At 62.7% G+C, this 18374-nt stretch carries 16 protein-coding genes; 8 read left to right on the forward strand and 8 right to left on the reverse strand.

Going from position 1 to position 18374, the window contains the following annotated elements:
• Positions 1-69: 69 nt before the first annotated feature.
• Positions 70-429 carry an ArsR/SmtB family transcription factor gene (locus SULPSESMR1_RS02185; protein WP_089419363.1) on the reverse strand — a complete coding sequence of 120 codons (360 nt, stop codon included), beginning with the start codon at positions 427-429 and terminating at the stop codon, positions 70-72.
• 110 nt (positions 430-539) lie between these two features.
• Here SULPSESMR1_RS02185 and SULPSESMR1_RS02190 point away from each other — a divergent pair, with 110 nt between their 5' ends.
• From SULPSESMR1_RS02190 to SULPSESMR1_RS02210, 5 genes are all read left to right on the forward strand, one after another.
• A complete protein-coding gene (locus SULPSESMR1_RS02190) occupies positions 540-1121 on the forward strand; it encodes a uracil-DNA glycosylase family protein (protein ID WP_089419364.1) in 582 nt (193 codons plus the stop codon).
• Positions 1118-1909 carry an SseB family protein gene (locus SULPSESMR1_RS02195; protein WP_089419365.1) on the forward strand — a complete coding sequence of 264 codons (792 nt, stop codon included), beginning with the start codon at positions 1118-1120 and terminating at the stop codon, positions 1907-1909. Before SULPSESMR1_RS02190 ends, SULPSESMR1_RS02195 begins: the two co-directional genes overlap by 4 nt.
• A 158-nt stretch (positions 1910-2067) precedes the next feature.
• Positions 2068-2595: a YHS domain-containing (seleno)protein gene (locus tag SULPSESMR1_RS02200; RefSeq protein ID WP_089419366.1), complete on the forward strand. Its 528-nt coding sequence runs from the start codon at positions 2068-2070 to the stop codon at positions 2593-2595.
• A gap of 13 nt (positions 2596-2608) precedes the next feature.
• Complete coding sequence (locus SULPSESMR1_RS02205; protein ID WP_250161464.1) at positions 2609-3151, forward strand: rhodanese-like domain-containing protein; 543 nt, start codon at positions 2609-2611, stop codon at positions 3149-3151.
• Positions 3152-3168: 17 nt separating this feature from the next.
• Positions 3169-4011, forward strand: a complete 843-nt coding sequence (locus SULPSESMR1_RS02210) for an alpha/beta hydrolase family esterase (RefSeq protein ID WP_198362838.1) — start codon at positions 3169-3171, stop codon at positions 4009-4011.
• A 39-nt stretch (positions 4012-4050) separates the two neighbouring features.
• Here SULPSESMR1_RS02210 and mdoH read toward each other — a convergent pair whose 3' ends face one another.
• The 6 genes from mdoH to SULPSESMR1_RS02240 all read right to left on the reverse strand — a co-directional run bounded on the left by mdoH (position 4051) and on the right by SULPSESMR1_RS02240 (position 13069).
• Entirely contained in the window at positions 4051-5904 is a 1854-nt protein-coding gene (mdoH, locus tag SULPSESMR1_RS02215) for a glucans biosynthesis glucosyltransferase MdoH (RefSeq protein WP_089419367.1), read from the reverse strand.
• Positions 5901-7430 (reverse strand): glucan biosynthesis protein, encoded by a 1530-nt coding sequence (locus SULPSESMR1_RS02220; protein WP_089419368.1) that lies wholly within the window; start codon positions 7428-7430, stop codon positions 5901-5903. Before SULPSESMR1_RS02220 ends, mdoH begins: the two co-directional genes overlap by 4 nt.
• Positions 7430-8704 carry an OpgC family protein gene (locus tag SULPSESMR1_RS02225; protein WP_198362839.1) on the reverse strand — a complete coding sequence of 425 codons (1275 nt, stop codon included), beginning with the start codon at positions 8702-8704 and terminating at the stop codon, positions 7430-7432. The genes SULPSESMR1_RS02220 and SULPSESMR1_RS02225 overlap by 1 nt, the downstream gene beginning before the upstream one ends.
• 47 nt (positions 8705-8751) lie before the next feature.
• Positions 8752-10098: a tetratricopeptide repeat protein gene (locus SULPSESMR1_RS02230; protein WP_089419370.1), complete on the reverse strand. Its 1347-nt coding sequence runs from the start codon at positions 10096-10098 to the stop codon at positions 8752-8754.
• A 171-nt stretch (positions 10099-10269) separates the two neighbouring features.
• Positions 10270-11472: a CaiB/BaiF CoA transferase family protein gene (locus SULPSESMR1_RS02235; protein WP_198362840.1), complete on the reverse strand. Its 1203-nt coding sequence runs from the start codon at positions 11470-11472 to the stop codon at positions 10270-10272.
• Complete coding sequence (locus tag SULPSESMR1_RS02240; RefSeq protein ID WP_089419372.1) at positions 11459-13069, reverse strand: thiamine pyrophosphate-binding protein; 1611 nt, start codon at positions 13067-13069, stop codon at positions 11459-11461. Before SULPSESMR1_RS02240 ends, SULPSESMR1_RS02235 begins: the two co-directional genes overlap by 14 nt.
• Before the next feature lie 138 nt (positions 13070-13207).
• On the opposite strand from SULPSESMR1_RS02240, the gene SULPSESMR1_RS02245 reads away from it, so the two are divergent.
• Positions 13208-15616, forward strand: a complete 2409-nt coding sequence (locus SULPSESMR1_RS02245) for a heavy metal translocating P-type ATPase (RefSeq protein WP_240311500.1) — start codon at positions 13208-13210, stop codon at positions 15614-15616.
• Positions 15613-15999, forward strand: a complete 387-nt coding sequence (gene cueR / locus SULPSESMR1_RS02250) for a Cu(I)-responsive transcriptional regulator (RefSeq protein ID WP_089419374.1) — start codon at positions 15613-15615, stop codon at positions 15997-15999. The genes SULPSESMR1_RS02245 and cueR overlap by 4 nt, the downstream gene beginning before the upstream one ends.
• Before the next feature lie 122 nt (positions 16000-16121).
• Here the strand turns inward: cueR and SULPSESMR1_RS02255 are convergent, their stop codons facing one another.
• Positions 16122-16709, reverse strand: a complete 588-nt coding sequence (locus tag SULPSESMR1_RS02255; RefSeq protein ID WP_089419375.1) for a GcrA family cell cycle regulator — start codon at positions 16707-16709, stop codon at positions 16122-16124.
• A gap of 439 nt (positions 16710-17148) precedes the next feature.
• Between SULPSESMR1_RS02255 and SULPSESMR1_RS02260 the strand changes: the two genes are divergently transcribed.
• Positions 17149-18318: an aspartate aminotransferase family protein gene (locus SULPSESMR1_RS02260; RefSeq protein WP_089419376.1), complete on the forward strand. Its 1170-nt coding sequence runs from the start codon at positions 17149-17151 to the stop codon at positions 18316-18318.
• Positions 18319-18374 lie beyond the last annotated feature (56 nt).

Genomic DNA, 18374 nt, shown 5'->3' on the forward strand with positions numbered 1-18374 from the left:
TTGGGTCATGCCTTGGGCCAGCCGCGCATCAACCCGTGACGCGGGGATTGTGGTGTCATGTCCTTGGGGTCAGCCATGATCGTGATCCTTGCAAGGGGCCGCGCTGTCCGCGCAACAGGCGGTCAGCAGAAATTCCGACAGGTGCCGCACTTGTTCATAGGCGACAGCCGCGCAGATGATCGACCGGCCTTGGCGTGCCTGTGTCACCAGTCCGGCCTGTGCCAGCACTTTGACGTGATGTGTCAGCGTGCTGCCCGTCACGCCTGCGCGATCGCCCAAGGCGCCGATGCTTAGCCCCTCGGGGCCAGCCCGCACCAGCGCGCGCAGTACACACAGGCGTTGCTCGGATCCAAGGGCGGCAAAGCTGCTGGCCGCAAGGGTCAGGTCCAGATCATCGGTCACGGCGGGGATGTGCGAATCTATTTTCATATTTCTAAAAATATAGAAATGAAGTGCCAGTGCCAACCTATATTTCGATAAAACTCGAAATGATACCGCGATCTACTTGCCCGCGCGCCTGTGTCGCTTATACCACTACTATGGCCATCACCGACGACATCTCGACCTGCACGCTCTGCTCTCAACGATTTGCGGGTACTGCCACCGGCCACCAACCCCGTCCGGTGGTCTGGTTCGGCGCAGGCGCGCGAATTCTGGTGGCGGGGCAAGCTCCCGGCGCGCGGGTCCATGCCTCGGGCAAACCCTTTGACGACCCGTCAGGTGACCGGCTGCGCGACTGGATGGGCATAGACCGGGCCACATTCTACGATATGTCCCGCATCGCCGTGCTGCCGATGGCGTTCTGTTTTCCCGGCTATAACGCCAAGGGCGCAGACTTGCCGCCGCCGCCCGTCTGCCACAAAACGTGGCGCAAGGCTGCGATGGACCACATCGGGCCGGTTCCGCTGACCTTGCTGATCGGCGGCTATGCCCAGAAATGGCACCTGAACGCGCGTGCCTCGGTGACCGATACCGTTGCGGGCTGGCGCGACCATGCGCCCGCCGTCTTTCCCCTGCCGCATCCGTCGTGGCGTAACACCGGTTGGATCCGAAAAAACCCGTGGTTTGCGTCCGACCTCTTGCCAGCACTGCGCGAAGCGGTTCAAAAGGCCCTGACATGACAGAGCATACACCCATCGACGCCGCCCACGCGGCCATGACCGCAGCACCGGATGACGACACAGTGCGCCTGCGGTTCTATGAACGTCTCGCCGCCAGCGAGCTTTTTGTCCTGCTCGAAGGCGAAGCCGATGGCGACAGGATCACCCCGCAACTGTTCGAAGCCGAAGGCACGCAATACGTCCTTGCCTTCGACCGTGAGGAACGGCTGGCAGGCTTTGCCGGCCCCGCTGCCGCCTATGCTGCGCTGTCGGGGCGCGTTACCGCCGGTTTGCTGGCCACCAACAGCCTTGGTCTGGGCCTGAACCTCGAGGTGGCCCCTTCCGCGATCCTGCTGCCTGCGGATGCGATGGCGTGGCTGGACAGCACGCTGGGCAACGCCCCCCAAAACGTCGAGGCCAAGATCGAAAGCCTGACCGCACCCATGGGGCTGCCCGACAGCCTGATCGAAGCCATCGACGAGAAACTGGCCACCGCCACCGGTCTGGCACGCTATGCCTGCCTTGTGGGGGTGACCTATGCGGGCGGCGGCGCGGGCCATATGCTGGGCTTTGTCGGTGCCTTGCCACAGGCAGAAAGCGCATTGACCCAAGTCGCCTCAGAGGCGCTGACGTTCTCTGGCATCGAAGCGGGTGCAATGGATGTCGCGTTTTTCCGCGCTGACGATCCGATGGCTGAACGTCTGGCCCGCACCGGCCTGCGGTTCGACCTGCCGCAGCCCGAAGACCTGTCGGACCGTGTCCGCCCTGCACCGGGGTCGGACCCGTCCAAACCGCCGATCCTGAAATAATTGCGCGCAATCCGGTGCGCCACACTGCGCTGGATTGCAACAAACTTGCAAGATGATCACAAAAGCCCGCCGTGGCCTCACATCCGCGTCAGGTGGGGTGCTTCTGTTCGCGCTTTGTGGCTTTCTTTCACGCAACCACCGCGCAAAAGGAGCCATTCATGACCCGTTTCGTCCTCGCGATCTCGGTCGCAGCCACCGCCCTGATCCTGACCACATCCGCCTTTGCGGGGCCGCAATACGTTGATCGCACAGGCTACGCCGTGTCCGGCTATGACGTGGTCGCCTACTTCGACCTTGATCAGAACCCCGTCGGGATGGCGCAACCTGCCGCCATTCCCGGTCGCGCAGACATCACTGCCGAGTACAACGGTGCCACCTTTGCCTTTTCGTCCAAGGCCAACCGCGCCCGATTTTTGGCCGACCCCGCGACCTTTGCACCGCAATACGACGGCCATTGCGCCTATGGCGTGGCAAAGGGCAGCAAAGTGCCCGCCAATCCGAACCTGTGGCGCATTGTGGATGGCAAGCTGTATCTCAATATCACACCGGATGTCGTGCTTGACTGGGAACGGGACATTCCCGCCAACCTGACCAGAAGCACGGCCAACTGGGTATCGCTTGATCCCAAACCGGCATCCCGCCGGGGTATTCCCAAATTCAAGTCGCCCGTACCGGAAAAGAACTAGGGGAAAATCCGTCTTGCCCATACATTCGGGCGGCGACGCACAGCGCCGGAAACAGCGCCCCGATTTCCTTCAACCTGAAGCAGACATCATGGCCAAACGCACGCCCCTTTTAACCCGCCGCCGTGCGATCGGCCTTGGTGCCGCTGTCGTGCTGACAGGATCTGCGGTTTTCGGCGGGCGCTGGTTCAACATAACAGCCCGTAACGAGGGCACCGCGCTGACGCCGCTTCAGGCACACGCACAGGCGCTGGCGGGTCAGTTGATGTTGGTCGACATTCGCCAGCCTGATGAATGGGCGCTGACCGGTGTGGGGCAGGGGGCGCATCCGCTGGACATGCGCAATCCTGATTTCGCAGCAGAGCTGGGCGGGCTGGTACAGGGCGATCCGGACCGGCCAATCGCGCTGATCTGCGCCCGTGGCGTGCGATCGCGATATTTGGCAGGGCAGTTGGCGAAGTCGGGTTTTGACAATGTGCGCGACGTGCCCGAAGGGATGTTGGGTTCTGGCGCAGGACCGGGCTGGATCAAGCGCGGCCTGCCTGTGGCCCATCCATGACGCAAAGCGGGGCGGCAATGCAGCAGTATGTCAAATTCCTTACCGCGCTCGTTGTGCTGATCATGTCGGCCCGGACGGCTATGGCGGGTTGTGGTGACGGGCCTGCTGCGTGCGAGATCACTGATGGTACTTATCACATCAGCTTACCAGTTGGCCCAGCCAAAGGCACGATCATGTTTCTGCATGGCTATGGAGGCAACGGTCAGGGTGCATTGCGCCCCGAAGGCTGGGCAGGAACGGCGCTAGCGCGTGGTTATGCAGTGATTGGCCCTGATGGCAGCCCGATGACGGGGGGCAACGGGCGCAGTTGGTCCTTTCATCCCGACTGGCCGAAAGACCGTGACGATGTCGGTTTCCTGATGGCGGTGCGCGATGATGCCGCCGCGCGCTTTGACCTTGATGCGGATCAGATGGTGCTGGCAGGGTTTTCTATTGGCGGGTCGATGACCCATTACACCGCTTGCGCCGTCCCCGATGCCTTTGCCGCCTATATGCCCGTCGCGGGGGCGTTCTGGCGGCCGCATCCCGACGGTTGCGCGGGGCCGGTAAAACTGTTGCACACCCATGGCTGGACAGACACCACTGTCCCGCTGGAAGGGCGCGTTGTGCGTGGTGTGGATGTGAATGACCCGCAGGCCTTTGTGCAGGGCGATGTGTTTTATGCGATGCAATTGTGGCGGCAGATCAACGGCTGCGTGCAACTGCGCGCTGACCGGTTCGTGACCACGGGGCCGTTCCTGCGCCGCGCTTGGGACCGCTGCGCGCCTGATACAGCGCTGGAATTTGCGCTGTTCGACGGCGGGCACCGTGTGCCGGATGGATGGATCACAATGGCGCTGGACTGGCGCGAGGCTCTTTGACAGTAGCAATGCTGCCTGAACCTTAGCCGAATTGCCCCCTTATTCGGCAGCCAGCTTGCCGCCACCTTCCAGATCGGCCCGCAGCGCGGCGCGCAAGGCACGTGCGCGGCCCACGATGGCGGGTTCATGCAGCGTCAACGGGCTGTCCATGCGGAACCCCGCAGGGGCGTGCCGCGCAAGGTTCACCGAACTGAGCGCAGACAGTGGCACCGCCAGCAGCAGGCTTGCCACGATCGGCACCAGCCACCAAGAGATCAACCCTGCGATCAACCCCGCAGACAGTAAAACGCCCAGCGTGGTCTCGACCCAGTGGAATTTCAGCAGCACAGACACCGGTTGGCGTGAACCTTCGCGGTTTTGTGGGGCCCAGGATTCGCGCCGCGACAGCAGCGCGCGCAGTACGGCTTTGGTCTGCTGGATCATCAGGATCGGTGCATAGGCGACCGACAGGGCCACTTCGGTCAGAAACGCGGTGCCAAAGGCCCGCTTGCCGCCGAACATCCGCACCGCGCCTGGGCGCATGGCGATGACCAGCGCCGAGGTCACTTTGGGCGTCAGCAGCATCGCATACATGATCACCAGAAACGCGGCACTGTCGATATGGCTCATCTCGGGTGGCCACGAGGGAAACAGCGGATTGGCCTCGTTGAAATACCGGATTACGTTGGTTTCCGCGTCCTTGCCCAGTAGCGTCCAGAACACCAGCAGCACGAACCACGCAGGGCTCATCAGATAGGCCATCGCGCCCTGAAACAGGTGAAAGCGGCTGACCGGATGCAGCCCCTTGGTGCCCAGCAAACGCAAGTGTTGCAGGTTGCCACGACACCAGCGGCGGTCGCGCAGAACATAATCGACCAGCGTGCCCGGTGTTTCTTCAAAGCTGCCCGCCACGCGCGGCAGAAACTTTACGGTCCAGCCCGCACGACGCAAAAGCGACGCTTCGACAAAGTCGTGGCTGAGTATCAGATCACGCCCGCCACGGATGTGCGGCAGGCCTGCGGCGCTGGCAAAGGCATCGACACGGATGATCGCATTGTGACCCCAATAGTTGCCCTCGGCGCGCGCCCAGCGGGCCAAACCTTCGGCCAGAAGCCAGCCATAGGCCATGTTGGAAAACTGCTGGATGCGGGCAAATACGGTTTCGGCACCGATCAGTTGCGGAAAGCTTTGGATCAATCCGGCTTGGGGGTCGGCGGCCATTTCGTCGGACAGGCGCACAATCGCGCGGCCCGTCATCAGGCTGTCGGCGTCCAGCACCAGCATGGCGTCATGGGCCGCGCCCCAGCCGGTGATCCAGTCGGCCAGATTGCCCACCTTCTTGTCCACGTTCTGCGCGCGACGGCGGTAGTAGACAGTCATCCCTTCAGGGACGTCACGGCGCAACACTTCAAAGGCGTGCAATTCGCGCTTGGCGATCTCGGGGTCTTGGGTGTCGCTGAGGATGAACAGCGCATAGCGGTGCATCGGATTGCGGGCCGCCACATCGTTCAGCATGGCAGCGGCATTGCCAAAGACATCCCACGTCACTTCGTTGTAAACTGGCACCAGCAGGGCCACGTCCATCGGCGCGCCGCGCCGCGCGGGCACCCGTGCCTCGAACCGGCTAACCAAGGCAACGCCGACCGTGCTGACAGCCAACGAGACCCACACGAACGTCAGCCCGATCATCGCCAGAAGCGCCCATTCGACAAAGCTCATGCCTGCCTGAACCAATACACCGTGCAGACCCCAAAGCAGCAAGCCGGTGATGATCAACGCGGGTGCAAAAACCGCCAGCCGCCAGCCGAACCCGTCCTGCGCACAGGGGCGTGTACCGGGGGCGCGGCGCAGGTCTTGCTTTGGCATGGCCAAAGGCGCAGGCGGGGGCATACGGGTCAAATCGGTCTGGGTCATGGGGTGGTCCAACGATAAAGCCAAAGCTCGGTCAGGGCAGCGTCGCCCAGCAGCAGTTGCACCCGAAACTCGGCCAGCTTGGCCTCTTCGGGATAGAAGGTGAAGGCAAGCCGCAGCCCGCCTGTGGCGGGATTGCGCTGTAGGTTGCCTTCGGTCACGGTGCCTGCGCTGGTGGTCACGGTCTTGGTGATCGTGTCCAGATCGTCGGGCAGATTGGGGCCGGGCGCAAAGTCGATGGCAAAGACGCGGCCACCTTCGGGGCGGGCCCCTGCGGCGGTGTTGATCACGCGCATCGGTTCGGCGTCTGACACCGGCGCAGGGTCGGCACCCCAGTCCAGTTGATAGGTCATGCGATGTTCGGCCCCTGCGGGGATCACCTCGGCGGGCCGCCAATAGGCGACGATATTGTCGTACACTTCGAGGTCGGCGGGAATTTCAACCAGTGCGACCGCGCCTTTGCCCCAGCCCTCGCCGGGGGTGACCCACAGGCTGGGACGGTTGTGATAATGCGCTTCCAAGTCGTTGAATTGCTCAAGCTTGCGCGTACGTTGCATCAGGCCAAAGCCTTTTGGGTTCACATCGACAAAGGAACTGATCTGCAAGGTGGTCGGGTTGGACAGTGGCCGCCAGATCATCTCGCCACCACCATTGTGGATCAGCAAACCGTCACTGTCATGCACCGCAGGGCGGAAATCATCGAACCGCTGGCGGTCGGTGTCGTCGAACAGGAACATCGAGGTCAGCGGCGCAATGCCCAGATGGGTCAGATCGGTCCGCGCGAACAGATGCGCACTGATATGCATACGCAGCACATCGCCGGGGGTGATGTGGAACGTATAGGCGCCCGTCACCGACGGGCTGTCGAGCAGCGCATGTACCACAATCGTGGCATTGCCGTGGACGGGGCGTTCCAGCCACAGGCCGATAAAATCGGGAAACTCTTCGCCCGCCGGATCGCCGGTGTTGATCGCAAGACCGCGCGCAGACAGGCCATAGGTTTCGCCAGCGCCAAGACCGCGGAAATAGCTCGCCCCCTGGAACACCGCATATTCTTCGAAAATGTCGGGTTTGTGCAACTCTGCCCGCAGTCGCAACCCGCTGTAGCCTAGCGTTTCGTCCAGCTCGACAGGCGGGAATTGGTCGGTTTTGTCAAAGACACCCATGTCGAAAACCAGTGGTCGGGCGATGCCCTCGTCCACTTCGTACATCGCCACGGCCTGCGGAAAATACAGGCCCGGCGGGAACACATCGACACGTTGGGGGGTGTCGGTGCCCTCCCACAGAGCATTGCGGGAATCGAACCAGATCTTGCGATATTGGTCATAAGTCAGATTGCGCCAGCTTTCGGGGATTTGCGGGCGTGGCGTATAGCTTTCGGCGGCCATTTCACGCGCGCGCTGGATCAGACTGCGCGGATCGAACCGCACGGGCGCGCCCACTTGCAAACCAGGCTCGTCCGCCCAGCCAAGGGAGGGGGCAGTGGCTGCAAAAGCCGCAAGGGATGCAAGAACTTCGCGTCGTAACATTATGCCACCGCCTTTTTCCAAGGCTGGCTTTTGAACCAGCCAGCGCCATAAGCCGTGGCGACCAGCACAGCGCCTCCGGCAAGATTGATCAACAGGGTGGGCAGAATGCGATGGTCGGTCACATCTATGCCAAAGCCCATCAGTCGCGCGATGAACATGCTGACCACAAAGACGGCCAGCGATTGTTGGCCGACCTTCAGGATGATCTTCACCAGACCGTCCCAGACCTGCGCCAGAACGCCTGCGCCGCGCGCCATCAGGCGGGCACCTTTGTCGCCCGCAATGACCCACGCCAGATAGGCCAGCGCCAGAAAATGCAGATACCGCAGCGGGGCAAAGGCCGTTTTGTCGAACCATGCAGCGTTGTTGGTACGCCACTGCTCGACCCACTGCAGGTCGAATTCACGTATGCCCACGTCCGACAGCGGCACGTTGCCCACAACGACCACTGTCGCCAGCAGCACCAGCATCATCGACACCGGCGGCTTGGGCAGCCAACCGCGCATGAATGCGAAACCGGTAAAGAATATCAGCTGCCAGCCGAACGGGTTGAAGAACCAGTTCCGGTCTGTCCACGGCTCTGCGGGCAGAGCCAAATGCCACGCGTCCAATCCGACGGCCTGCATCAAGGTCTCCTGCGCCAACAGCCATACACACAGCACGAACGCTGAAACTGAATAAAAGTTCATTCGCGCCAACAGCATGATGATCGGCATAAACAGCAAAACGATCATATACATAGGCAAAATGTCAAAATAGTTAGGCACATAGCGCAGGGTCATGAAGCTGAGAAAAATGTCGGGATTGGTCCATTTTTCGCTTTCGACAAAGAGCGGCCACAGGTTCAACTGGCCCCAATAGTTCATTCCGGTGATATCCAGATCGGTCAACCAGACGGTCAATGCTAAGGTGGCGCAAAACAGGCCGACATGCGCCCAATAGACCTGCCAGACGCGGAACAGCACCCGTGCGCTGCCCAGTTTCCAGCCCACGCGATCAAAGCCGCCGCCAAAGGCGATGGCGCTGGCCATGCCCGAGCAGAACACGAAAATCTCGGTGGCATCGGAAAAACCCCAGCGCGCGGGGATCCAGCTGGCCAGAAAATTGCCGGGTGTATGCGCGACAAGGATGATGAACATCGCAATGCCACGGAAGAAATCAAGACGCAGGTCGCGCACACGCACGGCCCCGGACGCGGGTCCGGCTGGGGCGGGGGCAGAGCTGCGGGAGGAAGGTGTGGTCATCGTATCGGGCGCGGTCGGTGAATATGTCATCAGCGCCTCTTAATCCGCATCGTGCCGGTTGTCTTCATTGACTATTCTCATTGGGCGGCAATACGCCGTGCATTGGAAATCGACGCCGCGCGGGTCTGGGCGAACCGGTCCTGATGACCGCCCCGCTGGGCCGTCCGCTGCGCCAGAATCTGGGCTGTACGCTCAACCCGACCGGCGCGCAATCCGGCATCTATCGTCATGCGTTCAAAGACGTCACGCTGGGCGTGGCTGCCGCCGATGGAAGGCATTGCAGCGCGTGCTGACGCAAGGTTTTGAAACGCCTGATCCCAATGTCCTTCGGCAAAGGCGCTAAGGCCCGCAATCGCCGCCAGCCCAGGATTTGCGACCCGTAGGGCCATTTCCCCCTGACGGATCGCATCGCGGGCAAAGCGGGCGCACATCGCGTCGGCGGCGTCGCCTTTTTGGGCACCTGACAGGGCCAGCATGTAATGCAGATCGGCAAACACCAGACAGCCGTCTTCGACCCGCGCCTCGGAAAAGGCGGCCAGTTCGTCCCAGCGGTCGCGCACGTCCAGCCCCTCCAGTTCCAGGCGCATCAGCAGCGATGTGGCATTGGCGATGTCGCGGTAGTCGTCGGTTTTCTCGGCGCGGATCTGATCATCATAAAGTGCCAGAGCGATGTCCGTCTCGCCCCTGTCCATGTGCAGCAACGCCTTGTGCCACCAGACGTGGTAGCGAAAGTTGTTGCAGTGATCCCATGCGCCTTTGTGGTCTTCGATCAGGGTGATGCCCGAATCGGGTCGCGCCGTCATGTCGAACACATGCGCCACTGCGTGCAGGCCCCATGCGTCGTCGGGCGCAAGGTCCAGCCCTTGCAATCCGGTGCGTTCGGCGGCGGCGTAGTCGCCGGTTTCCTCAAGCGTAAAGGCGTGACAGCCCAGCAGATAGCCACGCAGCGGATGGTCGCGGTGGGCATCCATCACCGCCTCGACCGAGGCGCGCATGCCGCGCGCATCGCCCAGCACAAAGCGGATGGCGTGGCTGACCTTGGCCGACAGCGTGTCGCGGGGTTGCAGACGCAATGCTGCTTCCATCGCGGCCACGGCCCCCGATGGCCGTCCCTGCAACCATTCCCCCAAGGCCTGCACCCACAGCTTTTCGCGCGGCGCAGCGCCGGTGCGGCCCAACGCGGCCAGCGCGGCCTTGTGTGCATCGCGGGCCACCGCGATCAGTTCGGCGCGTCCCATCATCAGCGAAAACACCCCCCGTGCGGCGTGTCCCATCGCAAAGTCGGGTGTATCCTCAAGCACTTTGCCCAGATGCACCGGAGTCTGGGTGCCATGCGACAGAAAGCCGGTGATGACTCGGTTCCAATGGTCCACCAGAACAGGATCGTTCAGCGAGACGGGGCTGTCGCATATGTCGTTGCGCATTTCGGGCACCTTGTTTGAGGCACGGCGAGGCCGTGCGGTGCCTGTAACTTACCTATAATTTGTACGGCTGCGCGGGCGTCACACGCAACTGTGACAGCCCGCGTCCCTTTTTGTGAGGACAGGCAGGTGTTTTGCAATATTTCCCCCTGAAACTGTCCTGACACGGCGGGTTCAGCGCGACCTGTCGCGTGCGATGCGCAGCATTTGTAACACGGCGTCGGTGTCTTGCCCGAATGACGGCGGCGCGCGACGGTAGGTGACGGGTGTCGCCGACAGCTTTAGCGGATTGCCCAGCAGGCGCACTTGGCCGTCTGCCACGCCGTCGCAGGGCACGCCGACCACAGCGCCGCGTGCGTGCGCCTGATCGGAAGTCAACGCCTCGGCCACGGTGTGGATCGGACCAACGGGCACTTTGACCGCGTGCAGACGTGTCATCACGTCATTCCGGCTGAGCGACTTCAACGCCGGAGACATCAGCGGCATCAGAGCTGCGCGGTTCTCGATCCGGTGCTGGTTGGTGTCAAATCGCGGATCATCGCTGAGCCCTGCCAGCCCCACGGCATCGCAAAACCGCGCAAATTGCGCGTCGTTGCCGACGGCCAGCAGAATGTGGCCATCGCTGCATTCGAACGAGTCATAAGGCACAATATTGGGGTGCGCATTGCCGCGCCGTTCAGGTGCCTGACCGCTTGTCAGGTAGTTGGTGCCCTCGTTGACCAGCCACGCCATCTGCGTGTCCACCAAACTCAGGTCGATGTGTTGGCCTGCGCCCGTGCGGTCGCGGTGGCGCAGCGCGGCCAGAATGCCGACGGTCGCGTACATGCCGCACATTACGTCGGCAATGCCCACGCCCACCTTCATCGGTGCGCCTTGCGGATCGCCAGTCAGCGACATGATCCCGCCATAGCCCTGCGCCATCAGGTCATAGCCGGGTTGGGCGCGGTTCGGCCCCGTCTGGCCAAAGCCGCTGATCGAACAATAGACCAGACCGGGGTGTTTTTTCAGCAAGCTCGTGTGATCCAGCCCGTATTTCACCAGCCCGTCCGGTTTGTAGTTTTCAATCACCACATCGGCGCGCGCCGCCAACTGGCGGACGGTATCCTGACCTGCGTCGGTGGACAGATCGGCGGCGATGGAGAATTTGTTGCGGTTGGCAGCCATGAAATAGGCCGACAGGTCGGTGGGGTTGCCCTGCGGGTCGCGGGCATAGGTCGGCCCCCAGCCACGGGTGTCGTCGCCACCCGATTTGGGATTCTCGACCTTGATGATTGTGGCCCCCAGATCGCCCAACAGTTGGGTGGCAGTGGGTCCGGCCAGAATACGGGTAAGGTCGAGGACAAACAGTCCGTCAAGCGCGCCTTCAGATTTTTCCATCATAGGCTCCTTTTTCGATATGGGCGGCGATCACGGTAAAGGTGTCGGCCTTTTGGGCGGCGCTCAGGGCGGCCTGCAATCCGGCGCGGCTGCGCACGTCGATGCCTGCCCCCCCGAAGGCGCGACCGATGGCGGCAAAGTCGTGAGTGCCAAAGTCGACGCCGTGGTTGCCCAACTGCCGCTGCCGCTGTTTCAGTTCGATCAGCGCCAGCGAGGCATCGACAAAGACCACAAAGATGCAGCGCAGGTTCAGTTCTTTTGCAGTCGCCAACTCGCCCGCAACCATCAAAAAGCCCGCGTCGCCGCTGAAACTGACCACGGTGCGCTCGGGCGATGCCAAAGCAGCCCCCATCGCCAGCGGCACCGCACAGCCCATCGTACACAAAGCCGAGGACTGCATCAGCGCGCGCGGCGCGTAGCATTGCCACATCTGGCTGAGCAGAATGCGGTGCGCACCGCTGTCTGCGGTGGCCAGCGTGTCGCGGGGCAGGGCGCTGCGACAGGTGGCGACGATGGCGGCGGGCCCCCAGTCTTCGTCCGCTGGAAAGGATGCGGCCAGTGCGGCCTTTGCTGTGGCCACTTCGCCGCCCGTCCATGTGTTGCGTGGAGTTGCGGCCTGCATCAATGCAGCGACAGTGGCACGGACCGATCCGACGATGTTGACGGTGGACTGGTGCATATAGTGGTGGTTTGGCACCGCTGTCACCTCGACCACGCGCTGCGATGTGCTGTCCCAGACATCGCGCCAGCCGGTACGCATCTCGATCGGGTCATAGCCCAGACACAACACCAGATCGGCGCTTTGGACAAAGGGCAGCAGCGTCTTGTCAGCCAGAGGTGACAGACCCGCACCGCCCAAGGACAGCGGGTCATCCTCGGGTAACATACCTTTGGCCTTGTAGGTGGTGATCACTGGCACAACAAAGCGCTGCGCCAATCCGGCCACATCTGCGCCATCGTTCAGCGCATCGACACCGGCAAGGATGACAGGGCGGGCTGCCTGCGACAGCCAGGCCGCGACCTGTTCCAGCGTGGCGGTGTCGGGCACCACATTGGCGGCGACGGCGCGGGGCGTGGGTGTTGTGGCGGGCACCTGCGCATCGGCCACGCGGATCGGAATGTCGATGAACACCGGTCCGGGCTGGCCTTCGGTTGCGATACCCACGGCCTTGTCCGGGATGATATGGGCCGCACCCGCATCCAGCAGGAATGTCGCTTTGGTGATCGGGGCAAAGACCGCGCGCTGGTCGAGAACCTGATGGGTATAGGTTTGTGCCTCGTTCGCATCGACGGCACCGGCCAGCACAATCAATGGCACGCGATCTTGCAGCGCATTGGCCACCGCGTTCACCCCGTTCAGCACGCCGGGGCCGACCGTGGCCACCAGAACAGCCGGCGCACCGGTGCGATGCCATGCGCCCTCGGCCATAAAGGCCGCTGCGTTTTCGTGTTTGCACAGGATAAACCGGATGCCGGCCGCCTCAAGCGCGTCCACCATCGTCAGAACCTCGCCCCCCGGCATGCCAAAAGCCATCCGGCATCCGGCGGCAAAAAGCCTGCGTGCCACTGCGTCTGCGGCCCTGATCGTCTTGGTCATCACACCCTCAATTCTGGTTTCACGTGACTTTGCATTCGGGTGGGCGGGGGCGCAACTCACCATCCCGCCAGCTATGTGACAAGAAAGTTGAGAATACCTCTTGACCTTCCAGCAGTGGGAACCCTTATGTGCCGTGTCATGACATTGCATTTTGACATAGACGGGATGACTTGCGCGGGTTGCGCAGGTCGTGCCGAACGCGCTCTGGCCGCCATTCCTGGCGGACAGGACGCTCGTGTGAACCTTGCCACCCACTCCGGTCAGATTGACGGCGTGGACGCGGCAGTGGTTCGCGAAACTCTCACCAAAGCGGGTTATCCCGCGCGCACCCATGATGCGACATTGCAGGTGGACAACATGACCTGCGGGTCATGTATTGGCCGCGTCGAGGCGGCGGCGTTGGCGGTGCCCGGCGTTTTGTCGGCCCATGCCAATCTGGCCGATATGACGCTGCATGTGACTACGCTGACGGGCCGCGACACGAGCGTGCTGCGTCGCGCGCTCGAGGGTGCGGGCTATCCCGCGACCGACATGCAGACGGACGACGATACACCCCAAGACCACGACCGCCACAACACCGCCAGCTACCGCCGTCGTTTCCTGATCGCCGGTGCGCTGACCCTGCCAGTGTTTCTGGCCGAAATGGGTGGGCACATCTATCCGCCGATCCACCACCTGATTGCACGCACCATCGGGATGCAAACCAGCCATCTGTTGCAGATGGCGCTGACGCTGGCGGTTCTGGCCGGTCCGGGTGCTGGCTTTTTCCGGCGCGGCATACCCGGTCTGCTGAAAGCGCGGCCTGATATGGACGCGCTGGTGGCGCTGGGGACCAGTGCGGCTTTTGTCTATTCCGTCGTGGTGACGCTGATGCCTGCATGGCTGCCAGTAGAAGCGCGGGCGGTTTATTTCGAGGCGGCAGCCGTTATTGTCACCCTAATCCTGCTGGGCCGTTGGCTTGAAGCGCGGGCCAAGGGCCATACCGGCGATGCAGTACGCAAGCTGATGGCGCTGGCCCCTGATACCGCAATGGTGCAGCGCGGCGACGCGTATATCGAAACCCCGCTGTCCGAGATTGTCAGCGGTGAGACCTTGCTGGCGCGGGCAGGCGACCGGATTGCCACTGACGGCACCGTGACCGCTGGCAGCGGCCACATCGACACTGCCATGCTGACCGGCGAACCGGTTCCGGCCTTTGTCACTGTGGGCGATGCGGTCAGTGCGGGGTGTATCAACGGCACCACACCGCTGCATTACACCGCCACGCGCACAGGCTCCGACACCATGCTGGCCCGCGTGGTCGAGATGACCCGCGAGGCGCAATCGGCGCGGTTGCCGGTGCAGGCGCTGATCAACCGTGTCACGGCAGTGTTTGTACCTGCAGTGATCGTGGCCGCGACGCTGACAGCCCTTGTCTGGCTGCTGGCGGGCGATCCGACACAGGCGCTGGTCGCGGGCGTGGCCGTGCTGATCATCGCCTGCCCTTGTGCGATGGGTTTGGCGACGCCGGTGTCGATCATGGTGGGCACAGGGCGAGCCGCCGAACTTGGCGTGCTGTTCCGTCAGGGCGATGCGCTGCAAGCATTGCAATCGGTGCAGGTGGTGGCCTTTGACAAAACCGGCACGCTGACGATGGGTGCGCCGACGCTGACTGATATGGCGGTAATGGACGGCTTTGCCCGCGCGACATTGTTGCCGCAGGTGGCGGCAGTCGAGGCACAGTCGGAACATCCCATCGCGCGCGCTATTGCCGTCGCCGCCGAGGGGCCGCGCCCGGCAGTCAGTGACATCACCAGCACCACCGGGCAGGGCACCTCGGGCATTGTGGAGGGCGTGCGTCTGCACATCGGTAACGCGGCTTATATGCAGGCCCAAGGCGTTGATCCCGCCCCGCTGACCGCCCGCGCCGAAGAATGGGCCGCGACCGGTGCCACGCCCGTTTTCGTGGCGCAGGCGGACCGGTTGGCCGCCCTGATCGCCGTCACCGATCCGATCCGCGAAGGTGCTGCCGAAGCCATCGCCGCGCTGAAAGCAAGCGGTGTCACCCCCGCCCTGATCACCGGTGACGTCGAAGCCACGGCACAGCACGTCGCCCGACAGCTTGGCATTGCGCAGGTCACCGCCGCCGTGCCACCAGGGGGCAAGGTCGCTGCCTTGACCGCACTGCGCGACGCCCACGGGCCAGTTGCTTTTGTCGGTGACGGCATCAACGACGCACCCGCGCTGGCGGCGGCTGACGTGGGGCTGGCTGTGGCCAGCGCATCAGATATCGCGATCGAGGCTGCCGATGTGGTGCTGATGTCGTCGAATCCCGACGCGGTACTGCGTGCCCGCGCCATCAGCACCGCCACGCTGCGCAATATCCGGCAGAACCTTGTCTGGGCCTTTGGCTATAATGCGCTTCTGATCCCCGTGGCGGCGGGCCTGCTGGTGCCTTTTGGCGGGCCACAACTGTCGCCCAGTCTGGCGGCGGCGGCGATGGCGCTCAGTTCGGTCTTTGTTGTCACCAACGCGCTGCGCCTGCGCGGACAGGGAGAAAGCCTGTGAATATTTCCCAAGTTTCCAGCGCCTCTGGCCTGCCGGCCAAAACGATCCGCTACTACGAGGACATCGGCCTGATCCGACCGGCCCGCAGCGCCAACGGCTATCGCGCCTTTTCCGAGCAGGACACCCACAAGCTGGCGTTTCTGTCGCGGGCGCGCTCGCTGGGGTTTTCGATCGAAGACTGCCGCACCCTGCTGGCCCTGTGGGAAGACCGCAGCCGTGCCAGCGGTGATGTGCGCAAGCTGGCCACGGATCATCTGGCCGAGATTGATCGCAAGCTGGCCGAACTGTCCGAAATGCGCGACACGCTGGCCCATCTGGTGCAGTGCTGCGCAGGCGACGACCGCCCCGATTGCCCGATTATCGACAGTCTGGCAAAGAGTTGAAACGCGGACCTGCCGATGTTTGCAATGCGAACGTCGGCAGGCAACCCGTTCTGGGCAATGCGTGAACGCAAAACGGCCCGACAACGTCGGACCGTTTCATTATCATTCAAATGTGTCGCGGCTCAGCGCCGACGGTCGCGCCGCGACGACATCGGTTGGAACGCCACGCCCACGTGAGCTTCGCAATAGGGTTTGCCCGCCTGAACCGGCAAGCCACAAAACCAGAAATCTTCGGTCGCAGGGTCACCCACAGGCCATTTGCAGGTGCGTTCGGTCAGTTCCATCAGGCTCAGGCGCTTGGCCTTTTTCTCGATCTCGCTGACTTTGGCCAGCGCCTCGGGGCTGATTTCGTTGGCCGAGGGCTGCGGTGGCAGGGGCTGGCCTGCTGGAATGATTTTGGCGCGGGCAGGCATCACCGCAAGACGGGTTTCCGGCACGGGCTCTTCTTGCGGCTTTGGCTCGGCTTTGGGCCTCGGCTTTGCTGCGGCTTCCATCTTGGGCTTGGCCTCGGTTTTGGGCGCAGGCTTGGCCTTGGGCTCGGCTTTGGCCGTTGTGCCGGTCCCGGCACGGTTCGACAGGCCCAGACGGTGGACCTTGCCGATTACGGCGTTGCGGGTCACGCCGCCAAGTTCCTTGGCGATCTGGCTGGCCGACTGGCCCTCGCCCCACATCTTTTTCAGAAGTTCAACACGGTCGTCTGTCCAGGACATGCAGGCTTTTCCTAGCTAAAAAGCGGCGCATCTCTGATGGCCGCTCCAATATCAATATCAGGGCTCTATTCTAATCACTCAGCATGGAGTTACAAGGCAAGAACCCCACTTACCCCGGATCAGCCCAGCGACGCCGGATTTGATCGGGCGCCATACAGGATGACAGGTCGGTCTTTGCACCGCAACCATGCGCCACCACAGTCCGTGATGAAACCTCTTTCTTTCGCAAAAAACCTGCGCTAAAGATCGCGCCATGACAGCGACAGCACATATCATCTCTATCCGACGACGCACCGCGTAACGTCCGCCCCCCGCGTGTTGCGGGATCGCTTCCGCCTGTCTTGCGCCAATTGGCACCCAATCCTTCAAATCTGTTGACCCTGCGGCCCGCGTCATGCACCAAAGTGCTTCGCACCGCCCGTATCAAAGGACGATCACGATGATCCCCTCCGTTTTGCCGACCTATTCCCGTGCTCCTCTGAGCTTTGTCAAAGGCGAAGGCGCCTGGCTGATCGAGGCGGACGGCACACGATATCTCGACCTTGGGGCAGGGATTGCGGTGAACGTACTGGGCCACGCCAACCCGACGCTGGTCAGGGCGCTGACCGATCAGGCACAGGCGCTGTGGCATACCTCGAACCTTTACCAGATTCCGCAGCAACAGGCATTGGCGGACAAGTTGGTGGAGGCGACCTTTGCCGATACGGTGTTTTTCACCAACTCGGGCACCGAGGCCTGCGAACTGGCCGTCAAGATGGCGCGCAAGTACTGGTACGACAAAGACCAGAAAGACCGGGTCGAGATTATCACCTTTTCCGGTTCTTTCCACGGGCGCTCCGCCGCAGGTATCGCGGCGGCCGGCTCGGAGAAGATGGTCAAGGGCTTCGGTCCGGTCCTTGGCGGATTTGTCCACGTCGACTGGGGCGATCACGAGGCGCTGACTGCGGCAATCACCGACAAGACAGCGGCGATCCTGATCGAACCCGTGCAGGGCGAAGGCGGCATCCGCCCGCTGCCCGACCAGTGCCTGAAAGGGCTGCGTGATCTGTGTGACGAACACGGCATCCTGCTTGTTCTGGACGAAGTGCAATGCGGCGTGGGCCGCACGGGCAAGTTGTTTGCGCACGAATGGTCCGGCATCACCCCCGACATCATGATGGTCGCCAAAGGCATCGGCGGTGGCTTTCCTCTGGGGGCTGTGCTGGCCACAGAAGACGCTGCATCTGGCATGACGGCAGGCACACACGGATCGACCTATGGCGGCAACCCGTTGGGCTGCGCCGTGGGTTGTGCCGTTATGGACATCGTCTCCGACCCTGCCTTTCTGGCCGAGGTGAACCGTAAATCCGGTCTGTTGCGCCAGAAGCTCGAAGGGTTGGTTGCCAGCCACCCAGACGTCTTCGAATCCGTGCGCGGTTCGGGCATGATGCTGGGCATCAAATGCAAGATGCCCAACACCGACGTCGTCGCCGCAGGCTACAAGGCTCGCGTCATTACAGTGCCCGCAGCCGATAACGTGATCCGCTTGCTGCCTCCGCTCAACCTCACTGACGACGACATCGCCGAGGCTGTCACCCGTCTCGATGCCGCAGCTGCCAGCCTGTGCTGACCGGCTCTTTTGGCTAGAAATATCCCGAGGGTCCGGGGGCCACGCTCCCGACCTTC

The organism is Pseudosulfitobacter pseudonitzschiae (assembly GCF_002222635.1).
GTDB lineage: Bacteria > Pseudomonadota > Alphaproteobacteria > Rhodobacterales > Rhodobacteraceae > Pseudosulfitobacter > Pseudosulfitobacter pseudonitzschiae_A.